Source organism: Stenotrophomonas sp. DR822 (assembly GCF_019793815.1).
Lineage (GTDB): Bacteria > Pseudomonadota > Gammaproteobacteria > Xanthomonadales > Xanthomonadaceae > Stenotrophomonas > Stenotrophomonas indicatrix.
In genome coordinates, this window is record NZ_CP081826.1 from 883,739 (window position 1) to 898,845 (window position 15,107).

Consider the following 15,107-nt stretch of genomic DNA (forward strand, 5'->3'; position numbering starts at 1 on the left):
TACACCCACGACGATGGTAGCGCCGGGCCATGCCCGGCGAAAAAAAAAAAAAAGGGGAGACCGCCCCACTACGACCGGTCTCCCCCCACCACAACACGTTTCCGCCCCTACGGTCGAGCAAGCTCGACCACTACACCGCGGTTCCCGCCACGACCTCGCGGCCGCGAGCGCGCTGGATCAGCCGCACCACCGCATTGCGCAGGTCATCAAGCACCGCGTAGATCGTCGGCAGGAACAGCAGGCTGACCACGGTAGAGAACGCCAGGCCACCGGCAATCGCACGCGCCATCGGCGAGTACTCCGGCCCGTTGCCGAACATCTGTGTATCGGTCAGCGAGATCGGCACCATCGCCAGGATCGCCGTGCCCATGGTCATCATGATCGGGCGCAGACGCTCGCGTGAGCCCTCCACCAGCGCCTGGGTACGGCCCATCCCGCCGCGGCGCAGATTGTTGATGTGCTCGATCATCACGATGCCGTTGTTCACCACCACGCCCATCAGCACCAGGATGCCGATGAAGGACATGATCCCGAACGAGGTGCCGGTGATCCAGAACAGCCAGAACACGCCGAAGATCGAGAACAGCACGCCGCTCATGATCGCCGCCGGGAACAGCAGCGATTCGAACACCGCGGCCATCACCACGTAGATCATCACCAGCGCGATCAGCAGGTTGAACACCATCTGCTGCATCGCCTCGTTGTCATCGCCGTAGTCGCCGCCGTCGAAAGTGAAGCCGTAGCCGGCCGGGAAGTTCATCGGCTTGAGCACTGCCTCCATGGCCTTGCGGCCGTCCGGCGCGGTGATCTTCTCGGCCAGGTTGGCCTTGATGGTCAACGTGGTCTGGCGGTTGGTGCGGCCGATCTGGGTCGCCGAGGAACCCACATCGACACTGACCAGGCTCAACAGCGGTACGCTGCGGCCATCGCCGGTGCGCACGCTGAAGCCAGCCAGGTCTTCAGGGCTGCTCTGTTCGGCACCGGCGAAGCGCACCCACACCGGCACTTCGTTGTCGCCCCGACGGAACTCGCGCATCGGCGCACCACGCAGCGCCAGGCCAACGAAGCTGGCAACCTGCTCGGCATTGAATCCGAACGCCGCTGCACGCTCGCGGTCGACGTGCACTTTCAGCTCGCCGCCCTTCTCGCCATTGTCGATGCGCACATCGCGCAGCTCGGCGCGCTGTGCCAGCAGCGGCAGCACTTCCTGGCCTATCTCCTGCAGCATCGCGCTGGAGTCGCCAACCAGCTGCACCTGCACGCCCTGGTTGCCGCCACCGCCGCCATCACCGCCCTGGTTGCCGACGAAGTAGTCGGTGCGCGCGGACTTCGGCAGGCCCTTCCGCAGTTCCTCCTGCAGCGCCTTGATGTCCTTGGCGTACTTCTCGTCCAGGGTGACCACGGTCGAACTGCCTTCCTGTTCGCTGTACCAGGAATAGACCTGCTGCACGTGCAGGCGCTCGCGGTTCTGCTCGATCCAGCCTTCGACACGGGCCACTTCCTCGGACATCTGCCGGTAGGTGTAGGCGCCCTTCCACATGTAGCCGATGAAGATGTCCTTGCCACCGTCGCCACCGAACATGTCGATCTTGGTCAGCTTCATCGGCACCAGGCTGACCAGCACCACCAGCAGGATGCCGAGCAGGCTCCAGCCGCGATGGCGCAGTGACCAGTCCAGCAGCTGCGCGTAGCGGCGCTGCAGGCGCGCGATCACGCCGGTCTGCGAGTGCACCAGCTTCGGCGTGGCCATGCGTGCGGACAGCATCGGGATCAGGCTGACCGCCACCAGCCAGGAGGCCAGCAGCGAGACCGAGATGGTGATCGCGATCTGCGCCATGAAGATGCTGATGTTGTTGGTTTCACCAAACAGGTTGGGTACGAACACGATGCAGTGGCACAAGGTGCCGGCGCTGAGCGCGATGGCAACGTTGCGGGTGCCGATGATCGAGGCCAGGCGTGGCTGGTCCGGCAGCCGCTCACGCTCCTGGTAGATGCTTTCGACCACCACCACGGCATTGTCGACCAGCATGCCGACGGCCAGCAGCAGGCCCATCATGGTCAGGATGTTGAGCGTCACCCCGGCGAAATACATGAAGCCGAGGGTGATGGTGAAGCAGATCGGAATGGCCAGGGTCACCATCAACGTCGACGGCCAGTGGCGCAGGAAGAAGAACAGCACCGTCACCGACAGGATCAGGCCGACACCGCCGGCTTCGGCCAGCTCCAGCAGGGACGAGGTCACCGCCTTGCCCTGGTTGTCGATCACCTTGATCTGCACGTCGCGCATCGACGCCTGCGCGCGGATCGCTTCAACCTCGGCAAGCGCGCCGCGCGAGACGTCCACCAGGTTGGCGCTGCGTTCCTTGTAGATGTCCAGGCCGACGGCAGGATTGCCATCCAGACGGCGGCCATAGCTCATCCGCGCCGGCTTCAGCCGCACATCGGCAATGTCGCCCAGGCGCAGCCCCTTGGCATTGATCACCAGGTCACGCATTTCCTGCAGGTCGGTGATCTCGCCCACCGGCTGCACGCGCACGCGCTGGCCGTTGTCGTCGATCTGCCCGGCCGAGATCGAGAAATTCAGCGTGCGCAGGCGATCGCTCAGCTCGTTGATGCTCAGGCCGTGGGCGTTCAGGCGGTTCGGATCGATCGCGATCTCCACCTCGTTCGGTGGCGCGCCGGTGATCTCGACCCGGGCCACGCCCGGAATCCGCTCGATACGCCGCTTGAATTCGCGGTCGAGCATGTCATAGGCAGTGGTCAGGTCGGTGGTACTGGCCAGGCGCACCTTCAGCACCGGCTGGTCGCTGCTGGACCACTTGAACACGTTGTAGCGCTGCATGTCGTCAGGCAAATCACTGCGGATCGCGTCGATGCGCTCGCGCGCGTCCGAAGCGGCGATGGCGATATCACGATCCCAGTCACTGAACTCGATGAAGATCGACGCAGCTTCGGAGGTCGCCGACGACCGCATGCGCTTGATGCCGGTCATCGTCGCCAGCGACTCCTCCACCGGCCGGATGATGGTCCGCTCGACTTCTTCCGGGGTGGAGCCGGTATAGGGAATCTGCACGAACAGGAACGGTGCGGAGATGTCCGGCAGCGCTTCCAGTGGCAGCCGGAACGAGGCGATCAGGCCGACCACCACCAGCGACACGAAACACATGATGGTGGTGACCGGGCGGCGGATGGAGAACTCGGCAACGCTCATGCCGGTTCCTCCGCACCCGACGCACTGCCCTCGGCACCGTGCAGGCCCTCACCGGCATGCTTGCGGCCCCGCTCTCGGTAGTAGGCATCGCCGCGGCGGTCCATCAGGTCGTACACCACCGGGATCACCAGCAGGGTCAACAGGGTCGACACCAGCAGGCCACCGATCACGGTGATCGCCATCGGTGCGCGCACTTCGGCGCCCTCGCCCATCGCCACCGCCAGCGGCAGGAAGCCGAACAGCGTGCACAGGGTAGTCATGATGATCGGCCGCAGGCGCGAACGCGCACCTTCCACCAAGGCCTCGTGCTTGGCCACGCCGGCCTCGCGCAGCTGGTTGACCTTGTCGATCAGGATGATCGCGTTCTTGGTGACCAGGCCGACCAGCAGGATCAGGCCGATGAACACCACCACCGAAATCGGCTTGCCGGTCAGCATCAATGCCAGGATCGCGCCGACCAGCGCCAGCGGGATGGTGAACAGGATCACGAACGGATGCAGCAGCGATTCGAACTGCGAGGCCATCACCAGGTAGACCAGGAAGATCGCCAGGCCGAAGGCGAAGATCAGCGACTTCGCCGCCTGTGCCAGTTCCTCGCCCTGGCCGCCGATGTGCAGGCCCACGCCGGCTCCCAGCGGCTGTTCGGACACCATCTGCTGTACTTCGCGCATGGCCGCGCCCAGGTCGATGTCGCGCAGGTTGGCCGAGACCACGGCCACCCGGGTCTGGTCGGCACGATGGATCTCGCTGGGGCCGGTGGTGGCCACCACGTCGGCCACCGCATCCAGGGTGACCGGACGGGTGCTGCCCGGATTGACGATCAACCGGCGGATGCTGTCCACGCTGGCACGATCGGTTTCCTGCGCACGCACCAGCACGTCGATCTTGCGGTCGCGGAAGCTGTAGCGGGTGGCGACATCGCCGCGCACCTTCTTCACCACCACATCGGCGATCTGCCGCGTGGTCAGGCCCAGTGCACCGGCTCGCTCCTGGTCGAAGCGGATCTGGATTTCCGGGAAGCCCTCTTCCACGGTGGATTTGACGTCGGCGTAGTGCGCATTGCCGCGCAGCAGCGCCGCCAGGCGCTGGCCTGCCACTTCCAGGGTCGCCATGTCCTGCCCACGCAGTTCGATTTCCAGCGGCGTGGAGAAGCTGAACAATGCCGGCCGCGCGAAGTCGACCTGCGCACCCGGGTGCTGGCCCATGGTGTCGCGCAGGCGCTCGGTGATCTCCGCTTCGGTCTGCGGGTTGCCGCCGCCTTCCATCACGATGGTCAACTTGCCGATGTTCTCGCCACTCTCGGTCGGGCTGGCATCCAGGCGGGTACCGCTGCCGCTGACACCGTACAGCGATGCCACGCCTTCGCCCTTGCCATGCGCCAACTGCAGCTCACGCACCAGCGCATCGGTCTGCTTCAGCGGCGTGCCGGCCGGCAGCTTGACCGTCATTTCAAAACGGTCCTGCGCCAGCTGCGGGATCAGGTCGGCGCCGAGCATCGGCACCAGCGCCATCGTGCCGACAAACGCTAGCGCGGCCAGGCCCAGCACCTTGCCGGGGTGGGCCAACGCAGCCGGCAGCAGCCGCAGGTAGCCACGTTCGGCACCGGCGTACGGCTTCATGGCGATGTCGCTGGCCTTGCGCATCACCGGGCCGACCACTGCAGCTACGCCACGGCAGAGGCGCACCACCAGCCATGCCAGCGCGTAGAAACTCCAGCGCATCGTCGCCACCACACCACGACGGCCGAGTGCGACCGGCTTCTGCCAGCGGCTCTGCGGCTGCCACGGCTCGGCTGCGGCTTCTTCCGGGAAGGCCAGCGGCGGCCGACCCTTCAGCGAGCTCAGCATCGGAATCAGGGTCATCGACACCAGCAGCGAAATCGCGATGGCGATGGCCACGGTCAACGCCTGGTCGCGGAACAGCTGGCCGGCGATGCCGTCGACGAACACCAGCGGCAGGAACACCGCGATGGTGGTCAGGGTCGAGGCGACCACGGCCATGCTCACTTCACGGGTACCGGCGATCGCCGCCTGCAGGATGCCCAGGCCGCGTTCGCGCGCCTTGGCGATGCTCTCCAGCACCACGATGGAGTCATCCACCACCAGGCCGGTGGCCAGTGCCAGGCCGCCCAGCGACATCACATTCAGGCTCAGGCCAAGCTGGCCCATGAAGAAGAACGTGGCGATGATCGAGACCGGCAACGACAGGCTGATCACGAACGTGCTCCAGCCGTCGCGCAGGAACAGGAAGATGATCAGGATCGCCAGCAGGCCACCGATCACCGCGTCCTTCTTGACGTCGGCGATGGCGTGCTCGATGAAGCGCGACTGGTCTTCGATGGTGGTCAGTTCGGCATCGGCCGGGAACGTTGCCTTGATCTGCTCCAGACGCTTGCGCAGCGCTTCGGCGGTGGCCACGGTATTGGCGTCGCCTTCCTTGTAGATCGCCAGTTCGACCGACTCCTTGCCGCCCAGGCGGATGACCGCTTCGCGCTCCTTGTAGCCCTGGCGCACGGTGGCCACGTCCTTCAGGCGCACCGGCACGCCGTTGGCGACCACGCTGGAGGCACCACCAGAGGAAGCGCTCTGCGCAGCGGACGCGGCGGCGACGGCTGCAGCCGAACCGGTAGAGGCAGCGATGTTGAACATCTGCTGCAGCGCCGAGTCGGCCGCGCTGCCGTTGGCGGACTGGGTGGTGACCAGCAGGTTGCGGATTTCTTCCAGGTCGGCGAACTGGTTGACGGTGCGCACCAGGAAGCGCTGCGAGCCCTCCTCCAGGCGGCCGCCGGAAATGTTGATGTTCTCTTCCTTCAACCGCTTGATGACGGTGTCGATCGGCAGGTTGAGCTGGGCCAGTTTCTGCTGGTCGATGTCGACCTGGATCTCGTCTTCCAGGCCACCGCCCACCTTCACCGCCGCCACGCCGGTAACCGGCTCCAGCTTCTTCTTCAGGTCTTCGTCGGCATAGCGACGCAGGCCGGTCAGTTCGCGGATCGCTTCTTCGTCGGTCGCAGGCGCGGCCTTGGTCGACAGCACCAGGCGCATGATCGGCTCGGTGGAGGGATTGAAGCGCAGCAGCACCGGCGCCTTGGCTTCCAGGGGCAGGTTCAGCGCTTCCATCTTGTCGCGCACTTCCAGGCTGGCCTGGTCCATGTTGGTGCCCCAGGCGAACTCGAGCACCACATCACTCTGGCCGGTGCGCGAGACCGACTTCAGCTTGCGCAGGTTCTTGACCACGCCCACGGCTTCTTCGACCGGCTGGGTGATCAGGGTTTCCATTTCCGTCGGCGCCGCACCGGTGTACTCGGTGCGCACGGTCAGCGTCGGATAGCTCAGGTCGGGCAGCAGGTTGACCTTGAGGTTGCCCAGTGCGATCAGGCCGAACAGCAGCAGGGTGACCGTGCACATGGCGATGGTGACGCGGCGGCGGGTGGCGAACTCCACCAGGCCGCCACGCATGCCTGCGGCGGCGCCATCGCTCCCGGACGAGGCACCGTGATCGTGGCCGGGCGCGGTCATTGCGTGCTCCCGGCCTTCTCTGCCGGCTTGGCCGAGGCGGTTACGGTCTTCGCCTTGGCCTTCGGATCGGCGATCACCTGCACCGCGGTGCCGTCGCGCAGGGCGACCTTGCCGGCGGTGACGATCTGGTCACCCGCCGCCAGTCCCTCACGGATTTCCACCCACGGCCCTTCGGCGTAGCCAAGCTTGACCGGCACCCGCGCGACCTTGCCCTCGCGCACGCGGAACACTGCCGGCTCACCATCGTCCAGCAGTGCCAGGCGCGGCACCACCAGTGCATCGGCACGCTGGTCGTAGTCGATGCGGATACGGCCGAACATGCCCGGCTGCAGCGACTGCGCGGCGCCATCGAAAGCACTGACCACACGGAAGGTACCGCTGCCCGAATCCACCACCGGCGCGATACGGTCCACCACACCAGTGAAGGTCTGGCCCGGCAGCGCATCGGCCAACAGCGTGACCGGCTGGCCTGCGCGCAAGGTCGCCAGTTCGCGCTCGGGCACGTTGAGGGTGGCCTCCAGCCGCGAGTTGTCGACGATGCGGAAGATCGGCGTGTTGATCTGCACGAAGTTGCCGGTCTTGATCGATCGCGAGGCGATCACGCCGGAAATCGGTGCGACCACGGTGGTGTAGGACAGTTCCAGCGTGGCCAGGCGGTATTGCGCGCGCACGTTTTCCAGGTCGTAGCGCAGCTGATCGACATCGGCAGCGCTGACCATCTGCTGGCCGACCAGCTTCTGTGCGCGCTGGTAGTTGTTCTCCAGCTTGCGCATCTGCGCCTCGCTCTGGGCAACGGCCAGGCGTGCGCGGTCCGGATCCAGCCGCACCAGAGGCTGCCCGGCGCTGACCCGCTGCCCTTCCTCGACCAGTACCGCCAGCGCGACGCCCGAGGTCTTGGCGACCACCTGCGATTCGGCGCGCGGCTCCAGTGCCGCCGTTCCGGTGTAGCTGGCGGCCACCGCGCGATGGCTGGCCACGGCCACTTCAACCGGCACCGCGTCGACCTTCTTCTCGTCCTTGGTCTCGGCCGCCTTGGCCTCGTTGTTGGGCCCAGCGGCGCAACCGCTCAGCAGCAGGGAGGTGGAGAGCAGCAGCGCGGCAGCGCAGAGTCCGCTGCGGGGGCCGGGCAGGAAGGTTTGGTGCGACATCGTCAGATCCCTGGAGGATGCGTGGGCAGGTGTGGTAGCAAAGTAATGCACCACTTCACGGCAACACCATATCCCAAAGGTCATGGTGTCTTCACGCCGCCGGTCGGGCCGACCCCATTTCAGCTAGATGAAACCTGAGGCTATACTCGGGTCGTTCCGTACCCCACGCCGGAACGACCAGACCCGAATCCCCGGAAAAGACACCATGCGCCCGCAGCCGCTCGCCGCTTGTCTCGCTCTGGCCGTCCTCCTGCCCCTCGGGGCCGCCGCACAGCCCGCACCTGCTCCTGCAGCACCACCCGCCCCGGCACCGGCTCCGGCCCCTGTGCCGGCGGCTGCCACGCCCACCGGCAGTTTCGACAATGGCCGTGTGCTGGCCTACACCTGCCAGGGTTGCCACGGCATCACCGGTTACAAGAATGCCTACCCCAGTTACCGGGTACCGAAGATCGGTGGCCAGACCCAGCAGTACCTGACCCAGGCCCTGACCGAGTACCGCCAGGGCAAGCGCCGGCATCCGACGATGCAGGCGCAGTCGATGAGTTTCAGCGAACAGGAGATCGCCGATCTCGCTGTTTACCTGTCCACCGTCAAGTAAGGCCCGCCCATGTCGAAAGCCGCGCATCCACTGCGTCACGCCATCGCCCTGTCCGTCGCCCTGCTGCTGGCGGCCTGCTCGCAGTCACAGGTGGAGAACAGCGAGACATCCGCCGGCGATCCCGGCCACGCCAGCGGCGAGCACGGATCGTCTTCCTCCGCAGGCCTGCCTGCCGGGCGCGAAGCCGCCGGCGAGGCCCGCGCCAAGGTCAAGAGCAAGGCCACCAGCCAGAGCTGCATCGATTGCCACGGTGCCGACGGCAATGCGCCGATCGATCCGACCTATCCGAAGCTGGGTGGTCAATACGGCGATTACCTGGCGCATGCGCTGCAGGCCTACCGTGCCGGTGATCGCCAGCATGCGCTGATGACACCGCAGGCGAAGGACCTGAGCGATCAGGACATTGCCGATCTGGCCGCGTATTTCGGCAGCCGGCCGAGCCAGCTGCGGGATCTGCACGGGGTCAAATGACCGCCGGCCCGCCCCAGTGGGTGCGCACCGTTGGTTGGTGGGTGCGGACCGTTGGTCCGCACGTATCCGGATATCCACGCATGGCGTGGATCTACTGAATCCGACCGGCGCTCAGCCTTCCAGTTCTTCCCAGCGTGCGTACGCGGCATCCAGTTCAGCCTGCACCTTGGCCAGCTGCTGGGTGTGCGCGGTCACTTCGGCGCTGCTGCGCGTGTAGAACGACGGATCGTTCATTGCCGAGGTAAGCCCTTCGACATCGCCTTCCAGCTTTTCAATGGTTTTCGGCAGCTGTTCCAGCTCACGCGCTTCCTTGTAGGCGAGCTTGCGCTTGGGCGCTGCCGGTTCCGCAGCAGCCGCCGGGGCAGCGACCACCGGCTTGGCGGCAGCAACCACCGCAGGCGCAGCGGCCACGCTGGCCGCGTAACGCTGCCAGTCGCTGTAGCCGCCCACGTACTCGCCGATCACGCCATCGCCTTCCATCACCAGCGTGGAGGTCACCACGTTGTCGATGAAGTCACGATCATGGCTGACCAGCAGCAACGTGCCGTTGTATTCGCCCAGCAGCTCTTCCAGCAGCTCCAGGGTTTCCACGTCCAGATCGTTGGTCGGTTCGTCCATCACCAGCAGGTTGGACGGCTGCGCGAACAGCTTGGCCAGCAGCAGGCGGTTGCGTTCGCCACCGGACAGGCGGGTGATCGGCGCGCGCGCGCGCTCAGGGGTGAACATGAAGTCCTGAAGGTAGGCGTGCACGTGCTTGCGCTTGCCGTTGAACTCGAGGAAATCGCGGCCTTCGGCCACGTTCTCGATCGCGCTCCAGTCTTCGCGCAGCACTGCACGGTACTGGTCGAAGTACGCAACCTGCAGGTTGGTGCCGGCGTTGACCTCACCCTTCTGCGGCTGCAGTTCGCCCAGCAGCAGCTTCAACAGCGTGGTCTTGCCACTGCCGTTGGGGCCGATCAGGCCGATGCGGTCACCACGCAGGATGGTGGTGGAGAAATCGCGGACCATCGTGCGATCGCCGAAGGCGAACGAAATGTCCTTGATGTCGATGACCTTCTTGCCCGAGCTCACGCCCTGGGCCGCTTCCATCTTCACGTTACCGCTGAGGTCGCGGCGGGCGGAACGCTCGTTGCGCATCGCCTTCAAGCGGCGTACGCGGCCTTCGTCGCGGGTGCGGCGTGCCTTGATGCCCTGGCGGATCCACACTTCTTCCTGCGCCAGCAGTTTGTCGAACCGTGCGTTTTCCTGGGCCTGCGCGTTGAGGCGTTCTTCGCGACGGCGCTCGTAGTTGGCCCAGTCGCCCGGCCAGCTGGTGACCTGGCCGCGGTCGATCTCGACGATGCGGGTGGCCAGCGCACGCAGGAAGCGGCGGTCATGGGTGACGAACACCACGCTGCCGTTCCAGTTCTTGAGGAACATTTCGAGCCAGTCGATGGCTTCGATGTCGAGGTGGTTGGTCGGTTCGTCCAGCAGCAGCAGGTCGGGGCTGGAGACCAGCGCGCGGCCGAGCAGCACGCGGCGCTTCATGCCGCCAGACAGGCGCGCGAACTCCGCGTCGCCATCGAGGTCGAGCTTGGTCAGGGTCTCGCTGACCCGCTGATCCAGGCCCCAGCCGTTGGCGGCATCGATCTTGGCCTGGACGTTGCCCAGCGCTTGGCCATCGAACACGTCGGCGTGGCTGAGGTGATGGAATTCGGCGAGCCATTGGCCCAGTTCGCCCAGGCCATCGGCGACGACGTCGAACACCGAGCCAGCGGCGCCGTGCGGCACCTCCTGCTCCAGGCGAGTCACGCGCACGCCCTGCTGCACGCGCACTTCACCGTCATCGGGCTTGTGGTCGCCGGACAGCAGCTTGAGCAGGGTCGATTTGCCGGCGCCGTTGCGGCCGATCAGGGCGATGCGTTCGCCCGGCTCGATCGACAGTTCGGCTTTTTCCAGCAACAGCGGGCCGCCGACGCTGAAGTCGACGTTTTGCAGAGTAATCAGAGGCATCCGGCCATTGTAGCGGGTTGCGGGGCTTGGCCGGGCGGCGCCCGGCACCCGCGGAGGCAACGGCCGCAGCAACAGCAACAGCCAACCCCGACTTGCTGGGGGATGGTGGGGTGGGTCCGGTTGCGGGGGACGCTGCAAGTACGTCCATGTAAGCTCGGTCGCGCCATCCATGGCGCTCACGCCCCCGCAACCGGACCCACCCCGCCTTCGACAGTTTCCCGCTGCTGTTGGTGGGTGCCGACCGTTGGTCGGCACGGGGTCGGATCCTGTTGCTGCGCAATAGGCTCTAACACCTACGTGGAATTCACGCTGTGGAAGATGGATCCCGGCTACTGCACTTCCCCCAACAACGCCTGCAACCCCGGCAACCATCGCTTGCCGGGGTGGCGTACCAGCCACAGCGTGCGGTGCAGGGCCGGCAATGGCGTTTCAAGGATGCGCAGGCGGCCGAGGGCCAAGGGTTCTTCCAAGGCGTGGCGCGAGAGGCAAGCCAGGCCGAGGCCGGCGATGGCGGCCTGCTTGATCGCTTCGGTATTGCCCAGCTGCAGGGTCTGGGCGAAGCCGCGCAGATGCGGCAGCAATGCCTGCTCCACCGCTTCGCGGGTGCCGGAGCCCGGTTCGCGCAGCAGCCAGCGTGCGCGGCGCAGTTCGTCCAGCGACCAGCGCGCGGGGGCCTCGGCGGCCGCCACAATCACCAGCGGGTCCTGCTGCCAGGCCGTGACCTGCAGACCGCGCTCGTGGCATGGGCCTTCGATCAATCCTGCATCCACGTCCAGCCGTTGAACGGCCGCCACCACGCCTGCGCTGTTGTCGATGCGCAGATCGACCTCGGCCTGCGGTGCCTGCCGCAGCAGCTCGGCGATGCGCGGCGGCAGCAGGTAGTTGCCGATGGTGGTGCTGGCGGCCAGTACCAGCCGCAGCGGCGCGCCTTGGGACGGGTCACCGCCCGCCGCCAATTGCCGCTCCAGATCGGCGGCATTGACCAACAGCGCGCGCGCCGGCTCCAGCAAGGCCCGGCCGTGGCCGTTCAATGTCAGGCGACGGCCGATGCGGTCGAACAGCGGCGTGCCGAAGTGCGCTTCCAGCTCCTGCAGGGCGGCGCTGGTGGCGGACTGGGAAAGCGCGATGGCCTGGCCTGCTGCGGTGGTGCTGCCTTGGTCGGCGATGGCAACGAAGACCTGCAGCTGGCGGAGCGTCAGGCGCATGTCCATTACCTGCGTTATGGGTAGGTTTCACCGATATTATTCGTTTTACGGGTCGATCGCATGGATGCAGGCTGTACACCCCTCCCCCGCATCCCCCCCCGCCATGAACGCGCCTGCCCTGTCCCCCTGGTCCCTGCCCGCCCTGCGTCAGCGCTGGCAACCGCGCCTGCCCGGCCTGCTGCTGGTCGGCCTGGTGGCGGCGGCGTCGCTGTACCTGGCCGAGCTGCCGTGGCTGCAGGCGCATGGCCTGAGTGCGCTGACCGTCGCCATCGTCGCCGGCATCGTGGTCGGCAACACCGTGTACCCGCGACTGGCCCCTGCCAGCGCGGCGGGCGTGGGCTTCTCCAAGCACTGGCTGCTGCGTGCGGGCATCGTGCTGTACGGCCTGCGGCTGACCTTCCAGGACATCGGCAACGTCGGCGTCGCCGGCGTGCTGATGGACGTGCTGGTGGTGGCGAGCACCTTCGGCCTGGCGTGCTGGCTGGGTGTACGGGTGTTCAGGATGGAGCGCGAGGCCGCCATGCTGATCGGTGCCGGCAGCGCGATCTGCGGTGCGGCGGCGGTGATGGCCGCCGAACCGGTGGTGCGCGGCCGTGCTGCGCAGGTGACGGTGGCGGTGTCGACGGTGGTGGTGTTCGGCACGTTGGCGATGTTCCTGTATCCCGCCCTGTATGCGCTGGTGCAGTCGCACGGCTGGCTGGCGATGGACGCGCGGCAGTACGGCCTGTTCACCGGCGCCACCGTGCATGAAGTGGCACAGGTGGTGGCTGCCGGACGTGCGGTGGGCGAGTCAGCCGCCGATACCGCGGTCATCACCAAGATGGTGCGGGTGATGCTGCTGGCACCGTTCCTGGTCGCGCTGTCGCTGTGGCTGGCGCGTGGCGGCAAGGCCAACGCTGACGGCAGCAAGGCGCGCATCGTGGTGCCGTGGTTCGCGTTCGGTTTCGTGGCGGTGGCCGGTTTCAACTCGTTGCATCTGCTGCCGGCCGGCCTCCAGGCCGGGCTGGTGCAGCTGGATACCGTGCTGCTGGCCATGGCGATGGCCGCACTGGGCCTGACCACCCATGTGTCTGCGCTGCGCCAGGCCGGGTTGAAGCCGCTGCTGCTGGCATCGATCCTGTTCGCCTGGTTGCTGCTGGGTGGCCTGGCGATCCACCAGGGTGTGCTGGCGGTGCTGGGCTGAGGGCAACGTGGATCGCTAGACTTGAGGCATGCCAGTCTCCCCCACCCTGCTGCAGATCCCGCTGCGCCTGCTGGATGATCGATATGGGCGGGGCAATGTCGATGAAGCCGAAGACACGCTGGTCGAGATCGTTCAGGCGGTGATGGGCGTGCAGGCGACCTGCTCGTTCGACGTCGACACGCGGCACGCCAATCCGTGGTTCCACCAGCTGCTGCTGGAGCCCCGGGTCAGTGGAAAACCCGCCACCCCGGAGCAGTTGCAGGCGATGGCTGCGCGGCTGGTGGTCATCGGGCTGGGTTGAGGCGACGTTCGGCCAAGGTGCCGACCAAGGTCGCCCGCTACCGGGTGCCCCCACAATCGTGAACGACGGCGGGACCGGGCGCGCGCGCAGGTACAATGCGCCATGACTGATTTCTCGACCCTGCCGCTGAGCCCGGCCCTGCAGCCCGGCCTGGATGCCCTCGGCTACACCACCCTCACGCCGATCCAGGCGCAGAGCCTGCCCGCCATCCTTGATGGCCGCGATGTGATCGCCCAGGCCCCGACCGGCAGCGGCAAGACCGCCGCCTTCGGTCTTGGCCTGCTGCAATCCATCGATCCCAGCCTGATCCGCGTACAGGCGCTGGTGCTGTGCCCCACCCGCGAGCTGGCCGACCAGGTGGCCAAGCAGATCCGCAAGCTGGCCACCGGCATCCCCAACCTGAAGCTGCTGCTGCTGACCGGCGGCACGCCGCTGGGCCCGCAGCTGGCGTCGCTGGAAAGCCACGATCCGCACGTGGTGGTCGGCACGCCCGGCCGCGTGCAGGAACTGGCGCGCAAGCGCGCACTGAATCTGGGCGCCGTGCGCACCCTGGTGCTGGATGAAGCCGACCGTATGCTCGACATGGGCTTTGAGGAACCGATCCGTGAGATCGCCGGCCGCACCCACCGTGATCGCCAGAGCCTGCTGTTCTCGGCCACCTTCCCCGACACCATCCGCGCCATGGCCCGCGACCTGCTGCGCGATGCCGTGGAAGTGACCGTGGAAGGCGCCGACCAGGCCCCGGCCATCCGCCACCTGTTCTGCGAAGTCGAACCGGCACACCGGCAGAAGGCACTGGCCGGCCTGCTGCTGAAGTACACGCCCGAATCGGCCGTGGTGTTCTGCAACACCCGCAAGGACGTGGACGAAGTGGCCAACTCGCTGCAGCAGTTCGGCTTCTCCGCGCTCGCCCTGCATGGCGACATGGAGCAGCGCGACCGCGAGGAAGTGCTGCTGCGCCTGGCCAACCGCAGCTGCAACGTGCTGGTTGCCAGCGACGTTGCCGCGCGCGGCTTGGACGTGGAAGAGCTGGCCGCGGTGATCAACTACGAGCTGCCGACCGACGTCGAGAGCTACCAGCACCGTGTCGGCCGTACCGGTCGTGCCGGCGCCAGTGGCCTGGCGATCAGCCTGGTGGCGGGCCGCGAAAAGAACCGCGCCGACGCCATCGAAGCGCAGCGCGGCGAGCCGCTGGATTGGCAGAAGACGCCGCTGGCGACATCGCGCCCTGCCGAGCTGCCGCAGGCGGCCATGCGCACCCTGCGCATCGATGGCGGCAAGACCGACAAGCTGCGCGCAGGCGACATCCTCGGCGCCCTCACCGGCGATGCCGGCCTGTCGGCCAAGTTCATCGGCAAGATCGCGATCTTCCCGACCCGTTCCTACGTGGCGATCGCCCGCGAGCAGGTCAACAAGGCGGTGGCGAAGCTGGAAGCGGGCAAGATCAAGGGCCGTCGTTTCCGCGTGCGGATGATGTAAC

At 66.7% G+C, this 15,107-nt stretch carries 9 protein-coding genes and 1 pseudogene; 5 read left to right on the plus strand and 5 right to left on the minus strand.

Going from position 1 to position 15,107, the window contains the following annotated elements; genetic code table 11:
* Positions 1 to 130: 130 nt before the first annotated feature.
* From K5K93_RS03990 to K5K93_RS04000, 3 genes and pseudogenes are all read right to left on the minus strand, one after another.
* On the minus strand, positions 131 to 3,211 hold the full coding sequence (locus K5K93_RS03990) for an efflux RND transporter permease subunit (protein WP_093819826.1): 3,081 nt from the start codon (positions 3,209 to 3,211) through the stop codon (positions 131 to 133).
* Positions 3,208 to 6,663, minus strand: a pseudogene (locus K5K93_RS03995) (efflux RND transporter permease subunit); the annotation flags it as partial. The gene K5K93_RS03990 and the pseudogene K5K93_RS03995, both read right to left, overlap by 4 nt.
* A gap of 62 nt (positions 6,664 to 6,725) precedes the next feature.
* The gene (locus tag K5K93_RS04000) at positions 6,726 to 7,877 is read right to left on the minus strand and encodes an efflux RND transporter periplasmic adaptor subunit (protein ID WP_093819830.1); all 1,152 of its coding nucleotides are present in this window, start codon (positions 7,875 to 7,877) and stop codon (positions 6,726 to 6,728) included.
* 205 nt (positions 7,878 to 8,082) lie between these two features.
* Between K5K93_RS04000 and K5K93_RS04005 the strand changes: the two genes are divergently transcribed.
* On the plus strand, positions 8,083 to 8,475 hold the full coding sequence (locus K5K93_RS04005; RefSeq protein WP_025875058.1) for a c-type cytochrome: 393 nt from the start codon (positions 8,083 to 8,085) through the stop codon (positions 8,473 to 8,475).
* 9 nt (positions 8,476 to 8,484) lie between these two features.
* Entirely contained in the window at positions 8,485 to 8,946 is a 462-nt protein-coding gene (locus tag K5K93_RS04010) for a cytochrome c (RefSeq protein WP_049466129.1), read from the plus strand.
* Positions 8,947 to 9,057: 111 nt separating this feature from the next.
* Here the strand turns inward: K5K93_RS04010 and K5K93_RS04015 are convergent, their stop codons facing one another.
* Together K5K93_RS04015 and K5K93_RS04020 are read right to left on the minus strand one after the other, a co-directional pair.
* Positions 9,058 to 10,938, minus strand: coding sequence for an ATP-binding cassette domain-containing protein (locus K5K93_RS04015; protein ID WP_222389881.1), 1,881 nt, complete (start codon positions 10,936 to 10,938; stop codon positions 9,058 to 9,060).
* A 329-nt stretch (positions 10,939 to 11,267) separates the two neighbouring features.
* Entirely contained in the window at positions 11,268 to 12,143 is an 876-nt protein-coding gene (locus K5K93_RS04020; protein ID WP_222389883.1) for a LysR family transcriptional regulator, read from the minus strand.
* A gap of 103 nt (positions 12,144 to 12,246) precedes the next feature.
* Here K5K93_RS04020 and K5K93_RS04025 point away from each other — a divergent pair, with 103 nt between their 5' ends.
* The 3 genes from K5K93_RS04025 to dbpA all read left to right on the plus strand — a co-directional run bounded on the left by K5K93_RS04025 (position 12,247) and on the right by dbpA (position 15,106).
* On the plus strand, positions 12,247 to 13,326 hold the full coding sequence (locus K5K93_RS04025) for a YeiH family protein (protein ID WP_222389885.1): 1,080 nt from the start codon (positions 12,247 to 12,249) through the stop codon (positions 13,324 to 13,326).
* A gap of 28 nt (positions 13,327 to 13,354) precedes the next feature.
* Positions 13,355 to 13,627: a hypothetical protein gene (locus K5K93_RS04030; protein WP_222389888.1), complete on the plus strand. Its 273-nt coding sequence runs from the start codon at positions 13,355 to 13,357 to the stop codon at positions 13,625 to 13,627.
* 102 nt (positions 13,628 to 13,729) lie between these two features.
* On the plus strand, positions 13,730 to 15,106 hold the full coding sequence (gene dbpA, locus K5K93_RS04035) for an ATP-dependent RNA helicase DbpA (RefSeq protein WP_025875072.1): 1,377 nt from the start codon (positions 13,730 to 13,732) through the stop codon (positions 15,104 to 15,106).
* Position 15,107 lies beyond the last annotated feature (1 nt).

Excerpts from the sequence above, each read along its gene's own strand:
- K5K93_RS03990 (WP_093819826.1), bottom strand. The coding sequence starts at position 3,211 with ATGAGCGTTGCCGAGTTCTCCATCCGCCGCCCGGTCACCACCATCATG.
- K5K93_RS04000 (WP_093819830.1), bottom strand. The coding sequence starts at position 7,877 with ATGTCGCACCAAACCTTCCTGCCCGGCCCCCGCAGCGGACTCTGCGCT.
- K5K93_RS04005 (WP_025875058.1), top strand. The coding sequence starts at position 8,083 with ATGCGCCCGCAGCCGCTCGCCGCTTGTCTCGCTCTGGCCGTCCTCCTG.
- K5K93_RS04010 (WP_049466129.1), top strand. The coding sequence starts at position 8,485 with ATGTCGAAAGCCGCGCATCCACTGCGTCACGCCATCGCCCTGTCCGTC.
- K5K93_RS04015 (WP_222389881.1), bottom strand. The coding sequence starts at position 10,938 with ATGCCTCTGATTACTCTGCAAAACGTCGACTTCAGCGTCGGCGGCCCG.
- K5K93_RS04020 (WP_222389883.1), bottom strand. The coding sequence starts at position 12,143 with ATGCGCCTGACGCTCCGCCAGCTGCAGGTCTTCGTTGCCATCGCCGAC.
- K5K93_RS04025 (WP_222389885.1), top strand. The coding sequence starts at position 12,247 with ATGAACGCGCCTGCCCTGTCCCCCTGGTCCCTGCCCGCCCTGCGTCAG.
- K5K93_RS04030 (WP_222389888.1), top strand. The coding sequence starts at position 13,355 with ATGCCAGTCTCCCCCACCCTGCTGCAGATCCCGCTGCGCCTGCTGGAT.
- dbpA (WP_025875072.1), top strand. The coding sequence starts at position 13,730 with ATGACTGATTTCTCGACCCTGCCGCTGAGCCCGGCCCTGCAGCCCGGC.